The 21,055-nt window shown below is 44.1% G+C and carries 16 protein-coding genes; 2 read left to right on the top strand and 14 right to left on the bottom strand.

All coding sequences use genetic code 11. The annotated features are described in order from the left end of the window. Positions 1-174: 174 nt before the first annotated feature. Positions 175-1,371, bottom strand: coding sequence for a TraB/GumN family protein (locus tag BM415_RS07700; RefSeq protein WP_091156493.1), 1,197 nt, complete (start codon positions 1,369-1,371; stop codon positions 175-177). A 384-nt stretch (positions 1,372-1,755) separates the two neighbouring features. Next, entirely contained in the window at positions 1,756-2,184 is a 429-nt protein-coding gene (locus BM415_RS07695; RefSeq protein WP_091156492.1) for a MarR family winged helix-turn-helix transcriptional regulator, read from the bottom strand. A gap of 369 nt (positions 2,185-2,553) precedes the next feature. On the opposite strand from BM415_RS07695, the gene BM415_RS07690 reads away from it, so the two are divergent. Next, positions 2,554-2,982 carry an EamA family transporter gene (locus BM415_RS07690; protein ID WP_091156489.1) on the top strand — a complete coding sequence of 143 codons (429 nt, stop codon included), beginning with the start codon at positions 2,554-2,556 and terminating at the stop codon, positions 2,980-2,982. 91 nt (positions 2,983-3,073) lie between these two features. Here the strand turns inward: BM415_RS07690 and BM415_RS07685 are convergent, their stop codons facing one another. From BM415_RS07685 to metE, 9 genes are all read right to left on the bottom strand, one after another. Next, positions 3,074-4,636: a helix-turn-helix domain-containing protein gene (locus tag BM415_RS07685; protein WP_091156487.1), complete on the bottom strand. Its 1,563-nt coding sequence runs from the start codon at positions 4,634-4,636 to the stop codon at positions 3,074-3,076. Next, entirely contained in the window at positions 4,633-6,402 is a 1,770-nt protein-coding gene (locus tag BM415_RS07680; RefSeq protein WP_091156484.1) for a sensor histidine kinase, read from the bottom strand. The genes BM415_RS07685 and BM415_RS07680 overlap by 4 nt, the downstream gene beginning before the upstream one ends. A 33-nt stretch (positions 6,403-6,435) precedes the next feature. Next, positions 6,436-7,260, bottom strand: a complete 825-nt coding sequence (locus BM415_RS07675; protein WP_244533265.1) for a carbohydrate ABC transporter permease — start codon at positions 7,258-7,260, stop codon at positions 6,436-6,438. A gap of 135 nt (positions 7,261-7,395) precedes the next feature. After that, complete coding sequence (locus BM415_RS07670) at positions 7,396-8,277, bottom strand: carbohydrate ABC transporter permease (RefSeq protein ID WP_091156479.1); 882 nt, start codon at positions 8,275-8,277, stop codon at positions 7,396-7,398. A gap of 57 nt (positions 8,278-8,334) precedes the next feature. After that, positions 8,335-9,648: an extracellular solute-binding protein gene (locus BM415_RS07665; RefSeq protein WP_091156478.1), complete on the bottom strand. Its 1,314-nt coding sequence runs from the start codon at positions 9,646-9,648 to the stop codon at positions 8,335-8,337. A 193-nt stretch (positions 9,649-9,841) separates the two neighbouring features. Next, a complete protein-coding gene (locus BM415_RS07660) occupies positions 9,842-10,561 on the bottom strand; it encodes a hypothetical protein (RefSeq protein WP_091156475.1) in 720 nt (239 codons plus the stop codon). Between the two features lie 126 nt (positions 10,562-10,687). After that, positions 10,688-12,160 carry a protein adenylyltransferase SelO gene (locus BM415_RS07655; protein WP_091156473.1) on the bottom strand — a complete coding sequence of 491 codons (1,473 nt, stop codon included), beginning with the start codon at positions 12,158-12,160 and terminating at the stop codon, positions 10,688-10,690. 97 nt (positions 12,161-12,257) lie between these two features. Next, positions 12,258-14,654, bottom strand: a complete 2,397-nt coding sequence (locus BM415_RS07650) for a polyprenyl synthetase family protein (protein ID WP_091156471.1) — start codon at positions 14,652-14,654, stop codon at positions 12,258-12,260. 241 nt (positions 14,655-14,895) lie between these two features. Then, positions 14,896-17,187, bottom strand: coding sequence for a 5-methyltetrahydropteroyltriglutamate--homocysteine S-methyltransferase (metE, locus tag BM415_RS07645; RefSeq protein WP_091156469.1), 2,292 nt, complete (start codon positions 17,185-17,187; stop codon positions 14,896-14,898). 289 nt (positions 17,188-17,476) lie between these two features. Here metE and BM415_RS07640 point away from each other — a divergent pair, with 289 nt between their 5' ends. Further along, a complete protein-coding gene (locus BM415_RS07640; protein WP_091156467.1) occupies positions 17,477-17,605 on the top strand; it encodes a DUF4023 family protein in 129 nt (42 codons plus the stop codon). 116 nt (positions 17,606-17,721) lie between these two features. On the opposite strand, the gene BM415_RS07635 is transcribed toward BM415_RS07640, so the two are convergent. The 3 genes from BM415_RS07635 to BM415_RS07625 form a co-directional block, all read right to left on the bottom strand. Then, a complete protein-coding gene (locus BM415_RS07635; protein WP_091156464.1) occupies positions 17,722-18,282 on the bottom strand; it encodes a 5' nucleotidase, NT5C type in 561 nt (186 codons plus the stop codon). Positions 18,283-18,376: 94 nt separating this feature from the next. Beyond that, a complete protein-coding gene (locus tag BM415_RS07630; protein ID WP_091156461.1) occupies positions 18,377-19,684 on the bottom strand; it encodes an aminotransferase family protein in 1,308 nt (435 codons plus the stop codon). A gap of 114 nt (positions 19,685-19,798) precedes the next feature. Further along, positions 19,799-21,037 (bottom strand): MFS transporter, encoded by a 1,239-nt coding sequence (locus BM415_RS07625; protein ID WP_170862397.1) that lies wholly within the window; start codon positions 21,035-21,037, stop codon positions 19,799-19,801. Between the last annotated feature and the right edge of the window lie 18 nt (positions 21,038-21,055).

The following is a 21,055-nucleotide window of genomic DNA, read 5'->3' as shown; positions in this document are numbered from 1 at the left end:
AGTAAAGGTGCAGCTCTCTTCTTTGTAACCGAAAATTCTCGATTTAAAACCATGCACACGGCGAACTCATATAAAAGATACACACATGAAAAAACCATCCCGCTTAGAACAAACTCAGCTGAGGGATGGTTTCCCAATCAATTCACATTAATTATGATCTACGTAGTGTCTGCATTATTTACGAGTTACAGTATAGCCACGATCCTGCAGCAGCTTCACGATACCGTCTTCACCAGCATAATGCGCTGCTCCTACGACGATAAAGTAATCTGCATCATCTTCTGCGGTTAAATATCCAATAATTTGGTCTGCCATTTTCAGATTACGGTCCACCAGCATGCCATTATAGTACTCTTCATTCGTCTTCATGCTATTCGTGATCTCGAGCAGAGCTTCATCGTTGCCTTGCTTCCACATATTCGCCATTTGATCGATAGAATCATCTACCAGATGATAGTTATCAAGGACTGATTTCAAATTGGCTTCTTGCAATTCATTTGAGAATCCGCTTAATAGTTCCAGCTGGGATTCAAAGGACTCAAGCTCGATGATTGGCATCTTGCGTTCTACGGCCTTTTGCAGGAAATGAAGATCTATACCGATCTCACCTTGATACCCGGATTCCATGGATTTAAGCTGTGACATCGTCATCTCAACAACCCACGGTTTATAACCATCTAACGCGTCTTTTTGCATCCCATTCTCAGCAAGGATAGCGCCAAGCTGCTCATACGTTTCGCTTGAGATATGATCCTTCAGTGTCGATCCGTCCTGATACATTCCGAGATCCAGCATCATTTTCTGCAGGGCTTCATCCTGTGCTTGCGTCAGGTCAATCTCTACTCCTAGATATTCCGAATCTTCGAACGCAATTTCATATGATGGGTCTAACGGATAGAAGCTGTCGTCTGCAATGTGCATCGAACCAACAAGATAGACCGTATTGTCACCGTTGCTCACTTCCCACAAGAAGCCCTTGCCACCTGTAGTTAGAATAATGGTGCGGGTTGCAGGATCCCATTCCACCTTGTAGCCAATCTGCTCACTCACCACTCGTACAGGAACATATGTAGTACCGTTTACGATCTTCGTCTTTGCATTCACCGTTAACTGCTCATTGTCCACAAGTACGGTGATCGTTCCCGTCGTATCGGATTGGACGAGTGTTGCATTCAGTGCTTTAAGCAGATCCTTCTGTGGTGCGTACGTAACGCCTTTTTCAATCAATGGCAGTCTGCTTGTAAAATCAATCTCATGTCCATTCACTTCAATATCCGTGGCAGGAACGGCGGCAGCTGCGGGAACTACAGGAAGTACCAGCATGCTTGCGGATAATAATAAGGCAATAATGGATGATTTCTTTCTCTTCATAGGTTACTTTCTCCTCAATCATAATATATTTGGAAATCCTGCAGATGCAGGATAAACCAGCTATAAGAAAACAACGGAATACGAATCTCAAACTTCAATTCAAAATGATGTATTGCTTCACCCTGCTTGAATAAAACAATTGTTAAACGAATTAACTGTGCATATCAATATACACACTATACACTCTGCTATGATCATCCGTCAACCATAATCTGGATTTTAGATTTTAATAGGTTTGGGATTAACAAAAAAAGAAGCACAGATTTCCCTCTGCGCTCCTTTTATTTTGAATGCTAAAATTTAATCAAAGCCTGCCCTCTATCAGTACTTAAGTTCCGGTGTATCTCTCAACGCATTTCTTGCAATCTTGCTTGTCTACATCAATTACTCCATATCTTCTCTCGTATTCACGATATTCTGACGAAGCAGAGGGACAGCCTCAAATAATGCTTCCTGCTGCGCTGGAGTGATTCCATCCATAATACGGTGCTCTAAGGCTGTTATTTTCTGTCTGCACTCTAGATAGATAGCTTCACCTGATTCGGTCAGCTCAATTATTTTCTCTCGTTTGTCTTTACCGGGTATCTGACGGACAATGTCAAGCTCCTGAAGTCGATGGACTCTTCTTGTGATCGTGGGTTTCTCTACTTGATAATACGCTGAAATTGCGATGAGCGTGTCGGGTCCATTGTTTTTCAAATAATAGATAACCTGCCATAACGAATAGGAGAGCTCATAAGTGCTCATCAATTCATTGAGTTTCGTAATAATAGGCCGATAAAGACCAAGATAGCGCTGAAAAAAACCTTCCATCGTTCTCACTCCTACTTCGTGTATATCATAATCTAGAGCTTGGCTCTGTTAGATAATCAATCAGCTTGATATCAATTAAAACGTACTGATCTGATTTATTACAAACATTAATTATATCTTATTATGTAACCAAAGGTGTAATCAAATTGTAATCGTTATCAATATTATGAACGTGAAGGGGAAGACTCATATGTAAGCAGCTGTATGAGGTGCAACTAGATGCAAGTGCCGGTTCACCAAATGATCCTCTAAGCTGCGTAGAAAATGGAATGTTAGACCATACTTATTATACCAGGATATTTATATATAATCTGGATACAGAAAAAGATAGGGTACAGGGAACTTCTCTGTTAAGGAGGATTTAAAAAAATGCCTGTGTGGCTTCTATATTCTATACTGTCTGCCATTACCGCTGCACTTGTAGCGATCTTTGGCAAGATCGGCCTGGAGAACATCGACTCCAATTCCGCCACTGCAATTCGTTCTGTCATTATGGCAATATTCTTAGTCGGTGTCATTGCTGTACAAGGTAAGTTTGCTGAGGTCGGTGAAATACTGACACAGAAAAAAGCACTGAGCTTTATCGTTCTTAGTGGAGTCGCTGGGGCATTGTCATGGTTGTTTTATTTTCTGGCTCTCAAGTACGGCAAGGTGTCTCAGGTTGGTCCTATTGATAAATTAAGCGTAGTGGTCGCAGTCATCCTGGCTGTTGTCTTTTTGGGTGAGAAAATAACCTGGTTAAATGGTATGGGTGTCATTCTTATCGCTCTCGGGGCCATCCTTGTTGCAATCAAGTAAATAAAGGCCAGGTTCTAATAAAAAAACCATCAAACTATGATGGCTGTAAATCTCAATATAGATACGTCGAATTTTATATTAAGCTGTTCCATTAAATAGAAGATCGCATCTCACGATAATCACTAGGGGTTAAGCCATAATGCTTCTTAAACAGCCTGCTGAAATATTTTACATCCTCATAGCCAATGAGCAGTGCGATTTCGCTTAGCTTGGCAGGAGATACGGATAAGAGCTCTTCTGCTTTTTTCATTCTTAAATCAGTGACAAATTCCACAAATGATCTGCCTGTTACCTTCTTAAATAGTTCACTAAGATGACCAGGATGAAGATGCAGATGATTCGCTACATGCTGAAGATTCACCTCTCTCAATGACACGGTTTCCATGAACGCTTTTGCTCGATCCACATGAGATTCCGGGCCTTGACTGACTTGAGCATGGTAGCCGGACATGATGGCATGAAGATAACGGAATAATGTTCCTTCCCTAATAAACCCGTCTCTATCTGCATCTAAGCTAGAATCGATATGGATCTCACCATCTGAACCGAGCATTCGAAATGTCCTGTCCATCCATCGATGTCCGGCAACGGCAGCGGAACGTAAACAAGCCAGCGTCGTTTCAAAGGTACATTCCGGATCCATGATCAAATTCTCATATAACTGTGAGGTCCATGCTTTTAGAGCGACAGGATCATTATCCAATAGAATGACACCCAGCCGGTTCTCTTCTTCTGGACTGATAATGTTTTTTCCACCTTTACGATGTACTATATCGCTGTAATCGATTATCTTATCGTCCAAGAGAGGGAAATACCGTAGAGCATAGGCAGCATCTTCGTAACTCTCATGTGCATCTTCCAAGTCAGCTACGGACCTTCCCGCTGCCAGTCGTATAGTGCATTTAAGCAAGCTTTCTACACGTTCGAGCAGTCTTGACCATGTTCCGTACCGGGGTAACTCTGGACCATAATCAGCAGGGATAAGGCAGACCAAGGCTTGTTGATGAATCAAATAGATACAGCTCGGCAATAAATCTTGAAGCAAATTTCGAAGTGCAAATAACAGTAGTGTCGAAGAATAGTTGGGTCCATTCCATCCGCTGGCTTCCAAGATGAATACCTTACAGCCTAAACTTGAATGATCTTTTATTTTGTTCACTGGCAAACCACTTGTTAAGGACTCGATTCCTTCTGTCACATCACCATGGATGATCCATCTAATGCATTTTCTTTCGAATTCCTCACGGGCCTGTTGTACATCCTTTCCCTTCTCAGCCCAGCGCTCCGTAATCCGGCGCTTAGCTTCAAGAACCGTGCGAATGATATCTTCAGGAGGACTAGTTTTGAGCAAATAATCCGATACTCCTTGACGAATTGCAGTTTGAGCATATGAAAAATCATCGTATCCAGATAATATGATCACTTCTAAATCGGGAAGAATGGTTTTAGCTTGTTCACAAAGCTGAAGTCCTGAGATTCCATTCATACGAATGTCGGTCAGTAGGATACTTGGACGCTCTTGTTCAAGTCGCAGAAGTGCTTCTTCTCCTGAAGCAGCGGGCTGAAGCAGCTCAAGTCCAAGCTCGGACCAAGATATAACACACGCTAATCCTTCTCTAATAATTTCTTCATCGTCAACGACGAGTACTTTCATATCGTTTCCTCCATAATCGGTATGGTGAAAGCAATTCGGGTTCCTCCGCCTTCCCTGCTGTCAATTTCGAGATGAGCATCAGGTCCGTAATGCAGCAACAGACGCTCGTTCACATTTCTTAATCCGTAACTCCCCTCCTTCACACGATCAGATATCGATTCATCCCCATGTTTAGGAGCTTCTATCATTTTGCGGACATCTGCCAAGCGATTCATGGACATTCCAGCCCCATCATCTAGGATTAGAAAACCCATTCGCTTCTGCTCCTGACGAACCATAATCAGAATAGAGCCCGGACCTTCCTTCTTGTTAAGACCGTGAATCATCGCATTTTCGATTAATGGCTGAAGGAGCAGCTTGAGCATCCATTTGTTCTCTAGCTCCGGATCAACCATATACTGGATCTTAAATTTGTCAGGATAGCGAATATTCTGTACCCGGACATATTGGCGGATATGGTCTATCTCTTGCGAAACAGGACAATACTCCTTCCCTTGATTCAAGCTGATACGTAGAAATTGGCTCAGCCCCTCCACCATATCTGCAATTCTCTTCTCTTGGGCCATTAGTGAAATCCAGTGTATGGATGCCAAAGTATTGTATAGAAAATGAGGATTGATCTGCGCTTGAAGAGCATGCATATCCGCTTCTTTTTTACGTGCTTCTTCACGAATCAGATCCTGTTTGAGCTGCTCAATATGTGCTCCGAGCATGTTATAGCTCTGTCCGAGCTTACCAATCTCATCCTCGGTCGTAACTGTGAAATGGGGAAGCGGCTCGTGGGGATTAATCCGATACAAATGACGTGTAAGAAGCAGCAACGGTCGAGTAATTCTGCGTACGGTCGCCCAGGCCAAGCATGCGCTGATAAGAACCGACATAGCAACAGCAACCGCGGTAATGGTTAAGATGTAGCGGTTCTCTTCTCGATAGAGGTCATACGGAATAGAGCCTATCAATGTCCATCCCGTAGAAGGCTCACGCACGTACATGATCGTCCTCTTCTCTTGCTTCTCTCCGTAAACAACAGAACCGTTATTTCCTTGGTTCAGCATGGATAAGAGTCCTGGATATTGATCTTCTATTCGTATTCCTAATTGGGTCTTATCAGGAGAAGATAGAATTACACCATTTGAATCGATGAGTTCAATTCGACCGCTGCCCCTGGCAAAGTCCTTTTCAGCAAGTCGATGAGAAATATCCTTCTCGCTTAAACTGATAGACAGCCATCCAAGATGTTTATAGTTATGGATGCTACGGATGGGTCGCGTCAGAGTCATCACATGCTGTTCTCCGGCGTAATTTAAAATTCGATATACGGGAGACCAGTGCTTTTCTCTTATTGGGGTCAATTGTTCCTCGGGTGTATCCGCTTCATACCAATTAGCCGTAGTCAAATCAGCAGAGAAGTGTTCGGGTTTAATCACAATACTTGCGATATAAGATTTAGAGGCGGCAAGATTGGTCATTCTGCCTATGATCTCTTGCCTCTCTTCTTCTTGATCCTCGTTCTGCACAAGATAATCTTGAATATCCCGCTCACCAATCAAATAGATAGACAAATTATCTACATCCTGCAGCATAAATCTCAAATTGGCTTCGAGCTGTTTCAAATAGTCAATCCCCGACAGCGTCGCTTTTTCTTCGGAAATGCGTGCCGCTGTATCAAAGGCAAATAAACCAAGCACCACGAGGGGGACAATGATCGAACCAGCAATGAGCACGGACAGCTTGCGCTGTAATGAGGATCGTAGCCAGCTCCTCAAGGTTCTACCCCTCCTTCATAATGCGGTTATTGGTTATCCCTTAACTGCTCCGGCTGTCATTCCTTTCATCATCTGCTCCTGAAACAACAGGTAGAGGAGAACCGTTGGGATAATAGACAATGTCATGGCAGCAAGCGTAAGTCCATAATCAGTCTGATAACCGTCGGCAAAATTGGCGATGGCTAATGGAAGTGTCTTGAGTTCTGTCTTATTAATGAACACCAAGGCAAAAGAAAAATCGTTCCATGCATGCAAGAAGCTAAGAATTGTTACCGTAGACAAGGCTGGCAGTGACATAGGAAGCATGATGCGAAAAAATAATCCCCATAGCCCTGTTCCATCCATAAAGGCTGCTTCTTCAATATCGCGAGGAATACTGGTCAAATAAGCAGTGAGTATGAAGATGGCCGTTGGCAGCGCAAAAGCGGTGTAAGGTAAGATTAGAGCCCAATACGTATTTAATAGAAGCATTTGCTTCATCAGAATGAATAAAGGAACCAATGTGCTATGTATTGGAATCAGCATACCGATAACAAAAAATGCAAGTATCATGCCTTTCCACCGAAAAGAAAAGCGAGCGAGAACAAATGAGGCAAGTGCGGATATAAACAAAGTGAGTGCCAAGGAGCCCATGGATACTATCATTGAATTATTGAAGGCATTTCCAAGGTTGGAGCTCTCCCAGGCGACAGAGAAATTCTCCCATCTCCAGACTTCCGGAAGTCCAAAGGGTCTGTTATAGAAATCTTCATTGGTCTTAAATGCACTGGTAACAAGCCATACAAAAGGATACAACGTCAAAATTCCATAGAGCAAAAGCACGAACCAGAATAAGGATCTTCCTATTCTACGAAACATAGAGGAACCTTGGGAAATGGCAGGTCCTGAACCAGCAATGTTCGGCTGCATTTGTATGCCTCCCTTCAATTCTATTGGCATGAATTAAATTTGCAAATGTATTTTGGCCTATACTCTTTATCTGTAAAATGTAGATTACACCGATGATTCTCTCTTTCTAGAAGTGAGCCACTGGCTTGTTCCAATCAATAAGAGACTGATCAGTACAATCGTTGTGGAAATAGCACTCCCGAAACCGTACCGATAGGTCGTAAAGGTGGAGTTATACATGTAGGTTGCCAGCAATTCTGTGGTATGTGCGGGTCCGCCCTTTGTCATGATGTAGACGAGATCAAAAGATTTCAAGCTTCCGGATATACACAAGATGACAGCCACCTGCACCGTGTTTTTTATCATGGGCAGGGTAATACTCCATATTTTTCGAATCCCTGTTACTCCGTCAATCTTGGCTGCATCATGAATTTCACTCGGGATATTCTGAAGTGCCGAGACGAAGATGATTAAATACAGTCCGACAAAGCTCCATAGTAATGGTGGAACGAGCGAATATATCGCAATTGCCGGATCTGACAGCCATTCCATCTTCCAATCCTCCAGATTTAACGCATCCAGGAGAAAGTTTAAGATACCGATCTGGGGATGATAGATATACTGCCAGATCATACCAATAACAACCGTCGACAAGACCATAGGTAAGAACACGGATGACCGTAAAAACTTTTGCAAAGGGCTGCTCTTATGCAGCAGGACGGCCAAGACCAGCGCAAGGGGAATTTGACCAAAGACAGAGGCAAGGACAAAGATAATGTTATTTTTTAGCGCCCGCCAAAAGATCGGGTCTCTAAAAATTTCTGCGTAATTCTGAACCCCGATATAGACCGCGTCTCCTATCCCAGACCAGTCAAAAAAACCGTAGTACGCTGACCATATCACGGGTACGAACACAAATAGAGCATATAGAATAACCGCTGGAGCGAGTCCTATAAGAATAAAGCGGCGATTTCGCAATGCATTCATGGCTTTGACACTCCCTTTAAATGAGAATACCCCTCCCCTTTCGGGAAGGGGATTATTCTATTTTCCGATGGCTGCAGCCTGCGCTTCCTGAATTTTACGGGCAACCTCTTCCGGATTTCCGTTCATCAGCAGCTCCTGCAAACTATTGTTTACCACTTCGGTTGCGGCTGAGCCAAACTTGGAATCATATACAGGCGTAATTTTTACATCCTGCATCAGCTCGTACAGCTCTACAAAAAGCGGATGAGCTTTACTTCGATCCAGTTCAACGTCATAGCTGACGAGTGTGCTGCTCTCAAGGGTTGCTTTTTGACCTTCTGGCCCGGCTAACTCATAGAATAATTTCATGGCTGCTTCTTTTCGCTCGCCCGTCAGTTTTTTGCTTACACCAAGGCCTGTGCCGACGACACCAGCGGTCACATTCTCCTCGCCTTTTCCTCCTTCGATCGGAGGCAATATCGTGATATGCGTATTGTTCAGCACTTCTTCAGGGGCATTATTCACCAGGTTAGCCAGTGCCCATCCGCCATTGATCACCATCCCCGCTTTGCCTTGAAAATAGAGCTGCATCATTTGCGTCTCATCTATGCTGTTAAAGCCATCCTGAAAAGCACCTGAGTCTCCGAGATTCTTAAGCACGCGTAGTGCTTCCACAAACTCTGGATCTGTAAATTCAGCACCGTCCTGCTCGATGGCTGATAAGAACCACTCCGTTCCTGTAATTCGGTCAGCAAGTGTGCTGAATAGCGTAGACTGGACAACCCAGTTGGCCTTATTGCCCAGCGCAATTGGAATAACATCCTTCTCATTAAATGTCTGAATTGCAGTCTCCAATTCCGCCCAAGTTGTTGGCACCTTGACCCCGTGCTCATTGAACAATGCCTCGTTATAATAAATAAAAGAGCTTGGTGCCAGGTTCATCGGTACAGAGTAAATATTTCCATCCACGGTATAGCCGTCAAGAGCATTAGGAATGAACTTATCCTTCCACTCCGGATTATTGTCTAGCTCTTCGTTAATGGGCTGAAGCAGATTGCCCTTAACAAATTCCTTGGTCATGGCATCCGGCCACATTACAAATAGATCGGGCATTTCATCGGCGGCAGCTACTGTACGCAGACGTGTACGAAGTCCATCCGATGGAAGACCCTCATCGATGACTTCAATGCTGGGATGATCTGCTCGAAATTGATCAATAATACCGCGCATCGCTACTGCCTTGGCATCCTGACCTGTCCAGTTGTGCCATATTGTAATGGACACCTTTTCTGAGTCTTCGTTATTTCCGCTCGTTCCACTTCCTCCACCGCATCCTGCGACAACTACCGAGATAAGCAAACACAAGCTTAGGACAATACTCCATTTCTTCATGTATGGCTAACCCCCTTAAATATGTTAGTCTCATTTTAATAGAAGCGCTTACATCTGATAAGGAGAATAACCTCGGTAAGAAGGTAGAAAAATTACGGATAAAAATAAACCGCGATGAACGCGGCTTGAAGTTTGAACACAAATGTGATGGAGTAGGGTTGGTCTAATCTCTGCTGTATTGGATCTCCATGCATCATTTCTTATTTGGTCTAAAATTATTAAATATGTAGGAATTGATCTCATTCGATTTGATATCTTGCTCGATCGTATCCTGCTCTGATCTGATCTGTTCATTTCTATGTATCGCTAATTGACTAATCATTAAGGACTTAAGATTCTGTTTTGCAGACTTCGTCACTTCTTGAAGCTCGGCTAAATAAAGTGGTTGTTCTCCGCTATGCTTGATATGCTGGATTACGGCTTCAAGCTGTAGATCTTCCCCAAGATGAAGGTAGATTCTTTCATTTCTTTGTAGTCCGAGAACTGATCCGGCAGCAAACAAGATCTCGCTCATGCTCAAATTTTTCACCTCGCATAAGGAGTCTGTTTCTTCATTCAGGGATCCAGCCTCATCTGTCTTATTTATTCTTTCAATCGTGCATGTTAGATGCTGTACCGGCAGCAGCACTTCTTTACGACGCTGAAAGAATCTTCTTTGAACCGGCGGAGGAAGAATACATAATACATGTTTACGATAGAACCCGATGGGATAGGTATCAAAGGTAATCAATCCTTCTGCATAAATGGTGATGCCCACGGATTCCCCGAGAGAGATGTTCTTGTTCTCATTTAGTGCAATTTCAAACACATCTCCATCAATATACGTAATACGCCCTCCGAATGTATGATCCTGAGCCCGAATCATCACCATACTCTCCAATAGAACAAATTCACTGATCTTGTCTATTAACATTGTTAACCCTTCCTCTCGCGATCAGGACATAAAAAAGCACACATTTACCAATTAGGTGAAATGCGTGCTCCTCATTGATTCTATTTATATCGGCATTTTGAACCTATTCATGAAATAATTCCGTCCCTAAGTTCCACAAAAGGTCTGATAAGAACAATCTTTCGGAGGCAACACAGCATACTCTTCTTGTTCCTTGGTATAGGCGTAAGGGTCAGATAGAACCTCCAGCAATTGCTCCATCACCGACAGATCCTCATCCTCCACGGCTGCCTCCAGCGCTTCTTCTACTCTATGGTTCCGAGGAATGACAGCAGGATTACTCCTCTTCATTAAAGCAAGAGATTCTTCGCGGATCTGATCTTGTCGCTCAAGACGCTTCTGCCATTTGGAATGCCATTCCTTATATTCTGTCGTCTCAAACATCATTTGACCGACCTGTTGATCCAAAGTTAATGAACGGAAGGTATTCGTATAATCCGCCTTATGCTGCTGCATCATCTCTAACAGCTCGGCAATTAATGTTTCATCTTCCTGTTCTTCATTATACATTCCCAGCTTGAATCGAAGTCCCGACAGCCACGTCTGATGAAATAAGCTGAAGTACGCTGATAACGTCTCTTCGGCCATCTTCACGGCTGTCGATTCATCCTCATCTAGCAGGGGCAGCAGCGTTTCTGCAAAACGCGCCAAATTCCATGCTCCGATCTGCGGCTGATTCCCATATGCATAGCGGCCCTCTCGATCGATGGAGCTGAATACGGTTGCGGGGTCATATGTATCCATAAAAGCACACGGACCATAATCAATCGTAATTCCGCTCACTGCCATATTGTCCGTATTCATAACCCCATGAATAAAGCCAACCAGCTGCCATTTTGCGATGAGCTCAGCTTGTCGTTCCACCACTTTTTTTAGGAGCTGCAAATATCGCCCCTCATCCTGCTCAATATCAGCATAATGCCTAAGTAAAGTGTAATCAGCCAGCGTCCGCAGATCCTCAATACTGCCCCAGTTCCTTACGTACTGAAACGTGCCCACACGCAGATGACTATCTGCTATACGGGTGAGAATTGCACCAGGCAGCACAACCTCGCGATATACAGGTTCTCCTGTGGCGACGACTCCCAGACTGCGGGTTGTAGCTATGCCAAGCCCATGCATGGCCTCACTAATAATGTATTCACGAAGCATCGGTCCGAGCGCCGCTCGACCATCGCCACCTCTGGAGTAAGGAGTCCGGCCCGCACCTTTCAGTTGAATATCTACACGATCCCCTTCAGGCGTTATTTGTTCACCCAACAGAATAGCACGGCCGTCCCCAAGCATATTGAAATGTCCAAATTGATGACCTGCATATGCCTGGGCTATGGGGAAAGCTCCTTCAGGAATGATATTTCCTGCCAGTAGAGCTGCTCCTTCTTCACTGTTTAACAAATCTGTATTCAATCCCAGTGATTGCGCAAGCGGCTTGTTCAATATGACCATGCTTGGAGCTTTAACTTTAGTAGGTTCTGTAGGTCGAAATAGCAGATTCGGCAATCTAGAGTAGCTATGATCGAAATTCCAGCCTTCGTCCTTGCCTGATTTAATATTTGTCATCATATCTCCTATATTCTTAATGTATTTTAAAAGAAAGTTATTTCATATTCCTGTATTGTTTGCCGCAAGAAAAAACTTATCCGCAGCACGTATCAGATTAATTGTTTCGATTAATGATGTAGTCCAATAAATGCTTCAGAAAATCGGTCTTTCGCGGCATTTCATTTAGAGCTTCTATAGCGTTACAATAGTGGTCCCACATCATTTTACTGGCACCCTCCTTGCCGAGGACAGTGACAAAGGTGGAGTTATTGTTCTCGACATCCTGTTGGACCGGCTTTCCTAGAGCCTCCACATCACCTTCTGCATCAAGCAGATCATCCTTGATCTGGAAGGCAATACCCGCATGGTATGCATATTTTTTAAGCAGATTCATTTCGGCTTCATCCGCCTTAGCAAGTATAGCCGGCATCACCAGGGAGGCTTCAAATCCAATTCCTGTTTTGTAGAAACAAATCATATCGAGCTCAGCAAGGGTCAGCGGCTTCCCCTTGGAATTCAGGTCCATCGCTTGCCCCATACAAATCTCTCCTGCTTTTTGGGATGAATACTGTATCAGCGAGAGCACCGAAGCTGGATCAAATTGATGCAGGGAGGCTTGCTCCTCGGTGGCTTTTTGAATCAAGAACAAACCGGTTAACTCAGCTGTAGCGCTGCTATGCACCTCATGCAGTGTAGCCCGGCCTCTGCGGGTTGGTGCATTATCCTGTGATGGAAGATCATCGAAGATCAAGGAAGCGGTATGCATATACTCCAGTGATCGAAGGAGCGGGATAATGGATGGATACTCTAGACCATATTCATTTACACCCATAACCCAGGCTAGTAGCGGGCGCAGACGTTTGCCTCCTCCTTCAAGACTATAGTTGGCAGCATCGATAAGCGGCTCCTTCATCGAAGAGATTCCTTCAGGCTTCGTAATTTCAAGCACACGGTTGATCTCGTTCTGAGCTGATTTCAGTGTCTCTAGAAACTTTTCTTTCTCGGATTGATCATGCTTCATGACGTTCAGCATCTCATCTCGCAGCAATTTATCGAAGAAGTCGACGTCCTCTGCTTTATCCACCATATACTGAATGAGCTTGTTAAACTCAGGATGTCCGGATGAAAAAATCTGCATGATTTCGTTGTATTTAAGTTGACCGACACGTTTCTTGCAGCGTTTGAGACCATTGATGGCACGATCCAATATCACTTCTCTAGTCTTCGGATCAGAATCGTATACATTATGAATCAGGTTCGAGATCACGGCCCAGTATAATTCAAAGGGATTAACTAAATCCGGTCTTTTATCCCGGTGGGTTAAATAGTACGTGTAGGGCGTAACTGCTCCATCCTCCAAGTCTTCGAACATATCCGCGAAATCATCCGCAAGCTGATTATAAATTCCATAGTAGAAGGTTCGATAATCAAAGCCTTCATCCTCAGGTGCACTTATGACTGAACGTACAATGAGCCGGGAGGAGGCAGATTTGAGAATAACCGGAAGGTACAGCTCTTCATTGGTGTAGCTTGTGTGCTCAAGGCTTTTTATACGGTCAATGTCCTGAGCTTCAAAGAACACATAGGATTGTTCAAAAAAAGTGTTTATCTTCTCAGGGCTTTGATAATTCTTAATATACTCAAATGCGTCCTTAAGCTCAGAATGAATAAATTCCATCAGTGCTGCATTCGCACCGGACCATTCTTGAATAGAGAGTTCAGGGACTTTTCCAGTAAGCAGGGCCGTTCGAATGAATTGAGAGTACCTTTCCTTCTCCTGTGCGCTTAACGTCTCGGAATCCAGCAGATCGTCAATATATGGATAAGTCAGACCATAGGAATACCCAAGTCTTATCGCCTCATCAATTCTCCGTGCACGTTCTGCAGCCTGCGTATCATCGCCTATATCATCCAGAACATGCATAACAACGCCAAATATAATCTTAATCAGCTTGCGCTGAGCCTGCTCGGCATTCATCTGCTCAGGGATGTGGGAGGAAACGCTCCCCAGCTTGTTCATTACCCAGATGGCTGCCGGTTCTACCCCTTCCTTCTGAGCCCAACGATAAAAAGAAGCCAGGCTCACAAATTCAGGCTGTGTCTTCGCCTTCTCATTACTGCGCTTAGGCTCTATCAAATGACGTTTAATCATGGTGACCATCTGCTGCACCTTGCGCTCGGTATGAGGTGAATTAAGGTACTTACCCATATCTCTTAAGTAAAAATACGACACACTACGATCTAAGTAATCATCTAGTTTACCGGTTATGTTCAAATAAGCAAGGTATTTATGATAATTGCTCGCGTCCATCTTCTGTTTGTCATTTGCAAAAAAAGACCAAATTGAACGTCGATGGATATGTTTATTCTTCCATACTTTGAAATCATCCGTCAGCGCAGTTACATAACTCTTATCCGATACCTGCTGTGCTAACAGTTTAAAGTACTCGGCCGCCTTCTGTTCGGATTGCAGGTACCATGCTTCAGCTTGACTTGTATGTTGCTTAATCATTTGTTGTATGACCTCAGTTTCTGTTTTTAGATAAAAATAACTCTGGATATCATCATTTCTCTTTGTTCCTATACGTATTACGGACTGATGGGTTACAAATGTCTTTATTTATTCTCATGAAGTAAGCAACTTGAGGAATAATACTTACTGTAAATTAACATCCTTTTCGTGAAAATACAAAAAAGAACCTGGCTGTCTGCCAGGTTCGCATGCTTGCGTAACATTTATGAAGTATAAGTCATTATTTAATGGAAACCGCATATTTATCGCGAGCCGCTTTGGTCGCTTCAACCATATGCTTAAGTGATTGAACCGTTTCTTCAGTTCCTCTTGTTTTTAAACCGCAGTCGGGATTGATCCAGAATAATTTAGGATCCAGCACTCGCAAAGCTCGATCAATCATGGAGGTCATTTCTTCGACTTTTGGAACACGCGGGCTGTGGATATCGTAGACCCCAAGTCCAATTCCCAGCTTGTAAGTATTATCCTCAAAGCTATGAATAAGCTCACCGTGACTACGTGATGTTTCGATCGAGATCACATCTGCGTCCATGTCTTCAATTGAATCAATCATATCACGGAACTCACAGTAGCACATATGAGTATGAATCTGGGTTGAGTCCTTCACCGTACTTGTGGTCAATCGGAAAGCCTTAACTGACCATGCCAAGTATTCTGCTTGCTCTTCTTCCTTTAATGGGAGACCTTCACGAACTGCAGGCTCATCCACTTGAATCATCCCAATGCCAGCCAGTTCCAGTGCTTCAACCTCTTGTCTTAGTGCGTAAGCGAGCTGATAAGCAATCTGCTCTCTTGAAATGTCATCTCTCACAAATGACCAGTTCATAATGGTAATCGGACCCGTCAGCATCCCCTTAACAGGGCGCGATGTTTTGGATTGGGCATACTTGGTTTCTTTTACCGTCATCGGTTCTTCAAATCGGATGTCCCCAAAGATGACGGGCGGCTTCACGCAGCGGGAGCCATAGGATTGTACCCAGCCGTTCTGAGTGAAGGCAAATCCGCCAAGCTTCTCACCGAAAAATTCAACCATGTCTGTCCGTTCGAATTCTCCGTGTACAAGCACATCCAGTCCAATCTCTTCTTGCAGATGGATCCAAGTATCGATCTGCTCCTCAATGAAGCCTTCATACTTGCTATCGCTCCACTCGCCCTTACGCCAGAGTCTGCGAGCTTTCCGTACTTCAGCCGATTGCGGGAAGCTGCCAATCGTAGTTGTCGGAAGTAATGGCAAATTCCATTTATCCTGCTGAAGCAAGTGACGCTTCGAGAATGGCTGACTTCTCTCTGGGTTGACGGAACTAATGGCTGCGACCTGCTGACGAATATCGTTACGATTGCGATCTGGTGACTGTTCCAGCGCATTTAGAGCCAGATCACAATCGGTAAGCTCTGCTTGGATGGCCTCGCTTCCTTGATTGATCCCCTTGGTCAGAAGGACCAGCTCATTCAGTTTCTCGTCGGCAAAGGCCAAAGCGCCTTTTAATTCGCTCGCAAGCGCTGTCTCGCTTGCGAGCGATACTGGCACATGAAGCAAGCTGCAAGAAGATTGGAGTATGAGACGATCCTCAGATACCCATTTGTTGATTACTTTGAGCTGTTCAAGCTTGTCACGCAAAGAGGCTTTCCAAATTCCGCGCCCATCAATAATGCCAGCTCCAAGCACTTTGTCTTGAGGGAATCCATGTTTTTCAAGCGACTTCACATTACCTGAATATCCATGCACCAGATCAAGTCCAATACCGTGAACCGGCAGCTGAATGATATCTTCGTAGTTCTCAACGGATTCGAAATAGGTTTGCAGCATGATTTGGAGCTTAGGCGCTGCAGCTGCAAATGTACTATAGATCTTCTGTAGTCGCTGGATATCTAGTGAGGACAGCTTGGTCACAAGAATCGGTTCATCCAACTGTACCCATTCCACGCCTTCATCTGACAACTCCTGGAGAATTTGATTATACAAGGGGAGCAGCTGATCGAGATAGTGATCCAGCTCTTCTTCCTTATAGCCTTTGGACAGCTTCAGCAAGGTAAGGGGTCCAATAATTACCGGCTTCCCTTCAATTCCGAGAGCTTCCTTCGCTTCTTTGTATGCGATGAGAGGTTTATTTTCTGTAAGTGTTGGAGCGGCTCCGTCCAATTCAGGAACAATATAGTGATAATTGGTATTGAACCATTTTGTCATTTCACTCGCTGTCGCTTCTTTCGTTCCACGAGCGATTCCATAATAAACGGATAGTGGCACGGTGCCGCCATCGTATGTAAAGCGCTGAGGCACGATACCAAACATCGTTGCCGTATCCAGCACTTGATCGTAATAGCTGAAGTCACCGACAGGAATTAGGTCAATCCCTTGTTCTTTTTGTTTTCTCAAATGACTCAAGCGAATCTCACGTAATTGTTCATGAAACGCTGCTTCTTCAAGCTTGCCCGCCCAGTAAGCCTCCAGTGCTTTTTTCCATTCTCTCTGAGCTCCAATTCGTGGATATCCTAATATGCTGCTCTTAACCATCTCTTAACACTCCTATCTGACAAATTGTTAAACAAAAGATATCACGGTTAAGAGGTTATAGTGTAACTGTAATAAACTATACCTGGTTATAGCCTGCGGCTATAGCAAACAGCAGAGAGTAGTCATTATTCGTCAAGTAATGTTAATCGAAATTGTCGAATAATAAGCGCAGTGTAACGACAAAAATATGGATATAACTATGTCGAAACACGAAATATATTGGGCCTAACGTGGTTATATTAAGCTAGGTAAATGATCGATGAGGAACTTAACAAGGAGGCAATAATTCATGGACAGCACGAAGGATTATGTAAAGAAATTAAACGAAAATGCCGAAAAACAGCGTCATAACAAAAACAACGGTAAAGGCACTCCTGGCGATAAGCTCCCATCCAAGCAGCACAGCACCAATAAATAACGACATCTTTTCATCGCTGTTTTTGTCGTAAGATCTTCTTGATTAGCGACTGACTGAATCAAGACGAGACCTATAGAAAAAAGCCTGACTTGTCAGGCTTTTTCAATCATTCAAGATCAATCCATACTGAAGATAGCATCAATTCTTTCTTTAGCACCTTCCCATGATTCCATAACAGGTACTTTATACTGCTCCAGTGCCTTAAGATTCCATGGATGGGGGATACATAGAACCTTTTTCCCTCGCTCTATGGCGGGCAATAGATTATGCATACCGTCATCGATGAGTAGATCATATTCAATCAAAGACTTTCTTTTACATACAAACAGCTGCTGCAATGAAATAAAGGGCATATGCTTCTGCAGCCAATTCCACTTCTCAGCTGCCGATGAAGGGTCCCCCGCTGTCACTATAATCAGATCGTATGCTTCATCAAGCTTTTCCATTTCGGCGACAACATGATCATCAAATAACTCCAGCTCTTCATAAATTCGCGGCCGGTTAAAGAATACATCATGGGTACTGTCTGGATGGCGCAGGTGATCCGTATTCCAGTCAATCATGTCTTCATAACGTAGTGGATGTGTCGGAAAATCGTTGTTGTTATGAAATATTGCTCTTCTGATGAAATGACATATCGTATCGTCCATGTCTACTGCTACAACTGGCTTCGTCATAGATCCTCCTGCTTTTGGCTCAAATCTCAATATTGCTAATTCAATTTATTGATACATTAGACAAGAACATTTGTCAATTACAAACGATTAAGGGTTACATTGCACGGATGGCATTGACGATTCCTTTCCAAATGAATTCAGCTTCAGTACTGGTGATATTCAAAGGTGGGTAAATAATTAACGCCCCATTAAAAAAGTTTCCTAATATTCCTTCGCGTCTCAAATTTGCGCTGAGTCTTCCTCCCCACTCCATTGTAATTCCACTTTTGCTATGTGGATCTACAAACTCAATGCCAATCATCAGGCCTTTCCCTCTAATGTCTAAAATATAGGGGTATCCTTCGAGCTCGGAACGCAGCCGGGTCAAAATCTGCATACCTTGCAATTGAGCGTTTCTCACGAGCTGTCCCTCTTCTATCATATCAAGCACTGCTAATGCGGCCTCACAGCCGACCGGGTGACCGTTTTGCGTTGATCCATGGAGAAATACTCCTCCTCTGCCAAACATGGAGTCTCTCAACTGTTCGGAGAAGAGTGCTGCGCCCATGGGAAAGTAGCCTCCAGTCAAACCTTTGGATAAGAGAATGATGTCAGGATTGATTAGGTAATCATGAGAAGCAAGCCAGCTTCCTGTCCTTCCTAGCCCAGTCGTGACTTCATCCACAATGAGCAAAATACCATGGTCTGATGTCAATGCTGCCAGCTCTTGAATGAATGCCTTGGGCATAGGAACTGCACCATTAACCCCTTGAACCAGCTCTACAACGAATGCAGCGATGGAATCACCACCATGCTCCTGTATAATACTTCGAAGCTCCTGCAGACTGGTTGCTGATCGTTCTGCTTCTTTTTGCTCATTATGATGATAGGGAGACGGGATAGAATAGCATCCTTCTAGACCAGGGCCGAAGGAGGCTTGAATGCCCATATGAGTTACCGACCCCGACCCAAAGGTTGTCCCATGGTAATTCCCTTCGATACTAACAAATTTCGTGCGCTGAGGCTGCTGCTGAGTGATGAAGTATTGGCGGGCCAGCTTCATTGCTGTCTCTACTGCACCAGATCCATCCATAGTAAAGAATGCCATGCTCATCGGCTTGCCTGCAATCGAGATCAACCGTTCGGCAAGGGTTGCAGCAGCAGCGTGATTCTGTTCGCAGGTCGATGCATAGCTCAAACGCTGAAATTGCTTGCAAATGCGATCAATGATCCGAGAATTTCCTAGTCCGATTGAGGGAACTGCGGTTGTTAGATACATGAATTTGTTCCCGGCTTCGTCATATACCCACGAGCCCTCCCCTCTATCCAGCATCATAAATGGCGGAAGGGACTGCTGATCCACTGGTGGCATATAGGTAAAGGGATGCAGGAATGGATATGTTAATTGGGTTGATTTATACATTTTATCTCAGCTCCTTGAAATGAAAGGCATAAAAAAACTGAACTCCGAGGAGAGGAGCTCAGTTATACTGGTGCAAATAGCAAGGCTGGCTTGTCTCCTTGACACTCTCTCCTCTCAATTGTCCGATGAGATCGTGGTAGCGGACTGACTGGCGCCTTCATCCACCTGCCGCAAATTAAACAGAAGAAACACAGCTCCTGTAATACCGACCAGAGCCGATAAAATGAGGAAGAATGTAGGGAATCCTGAGTAATCAACAACGGTACTAAGCAGGGTCTGCGTTCCGGCCAGCATTAACGTAAATAATAAAGATTGCATGGATAATACCGTAGCACGCCGATTGGATGGGATCATCCGATTCAGCATGGCAGCGAGCGCTGGCCGCAATGCAGAAGAGCAGAAGCCCATCACAAATAAAATAACAATTCCCCATACTACAGGAGCCAATCCTGCGGCAGCCAAGCACAAAGTCATAATCAAGGGCAGCAGCAGCAAAATTAAAGATTCCTTGAGTTTCTTTGTCAATCGATGGGATAAGGCGGACCCTGTAATACTGGCGACACGAAGGAGCAGGATAATTGCACCGACCCAGCCAATAGGAATATCACTGGTAAGAACATAGGGCTGAATGAAGAAAAATATTAGCATAAAAGTAGGTAGGGAAAGAACCGTCGAAAAAAAGATGAAATTACGCAGCGTTTTAAATTGAAGACTTAAATGGAATGCCTCCTTTAAATCAGCGGAAATTCCTTTATTTTCCTGGGAGGGTTGTCCTACAGGAGGCTCACGAAATTTAAATAACAGAAATCCACCCACTATACATGCCAGGCCACTCCATAGGAAGGGCTGAAGCATCGTATAGCCTGCCAGCAGGCTTCCAATTAGTGCAGCTGCAGCCTGAGTTCCTTGCACAACAGCCGTATAGCGGCCCATAATTTTGGCGTATTCCTCCTCACGGCCGGCACTCTTTAATCCGTCATACAGAACTGCTACATCCGTCCCACTGAAGAAGGTCTGTGCTACACTCCACAAAATATGAATTAATAATAGCAGGGGAATCCAGGAAACCAATCCATATAGTATCGTCAAGATACCGAAGGCAACTGATCCAATGAACAAAGACACCTTGCGTCCATATCTGTCTGCAACCGCTCCCGCAGGAACTTCAGCAATGGCTGCTATGACAAAACCAACTCCTTGCATGATCCCGATAAGTCCTAGACTCATTCCCCTGACCTGCTGCAAAAAAATGATCCACATGGGCAGCCACAGCAAAAAATTAACAAGTACGGTATGTGCAAAGAATCTTCCAAGCTGGAACGTGATTGGCAGTGGAGCACGTGCAGATTCCATTATTAAACTTCGACCTCC

It is taken from the genome of Paenibacillus sp. 453mf (genome assembly GCF_900116105.1).
Taxonomy (GTDB): Bacteria; Bacillota; Bacilli; order Paenibacillales; family Paenibacillaceae; genus Paenibacillus; species Paenibacillus provencensis.
The sequence above is the reverse complement of the archived record's forward strand: the minus strand, read 5'-3'. Positions and strand labels throughout refer to the sequence as shown.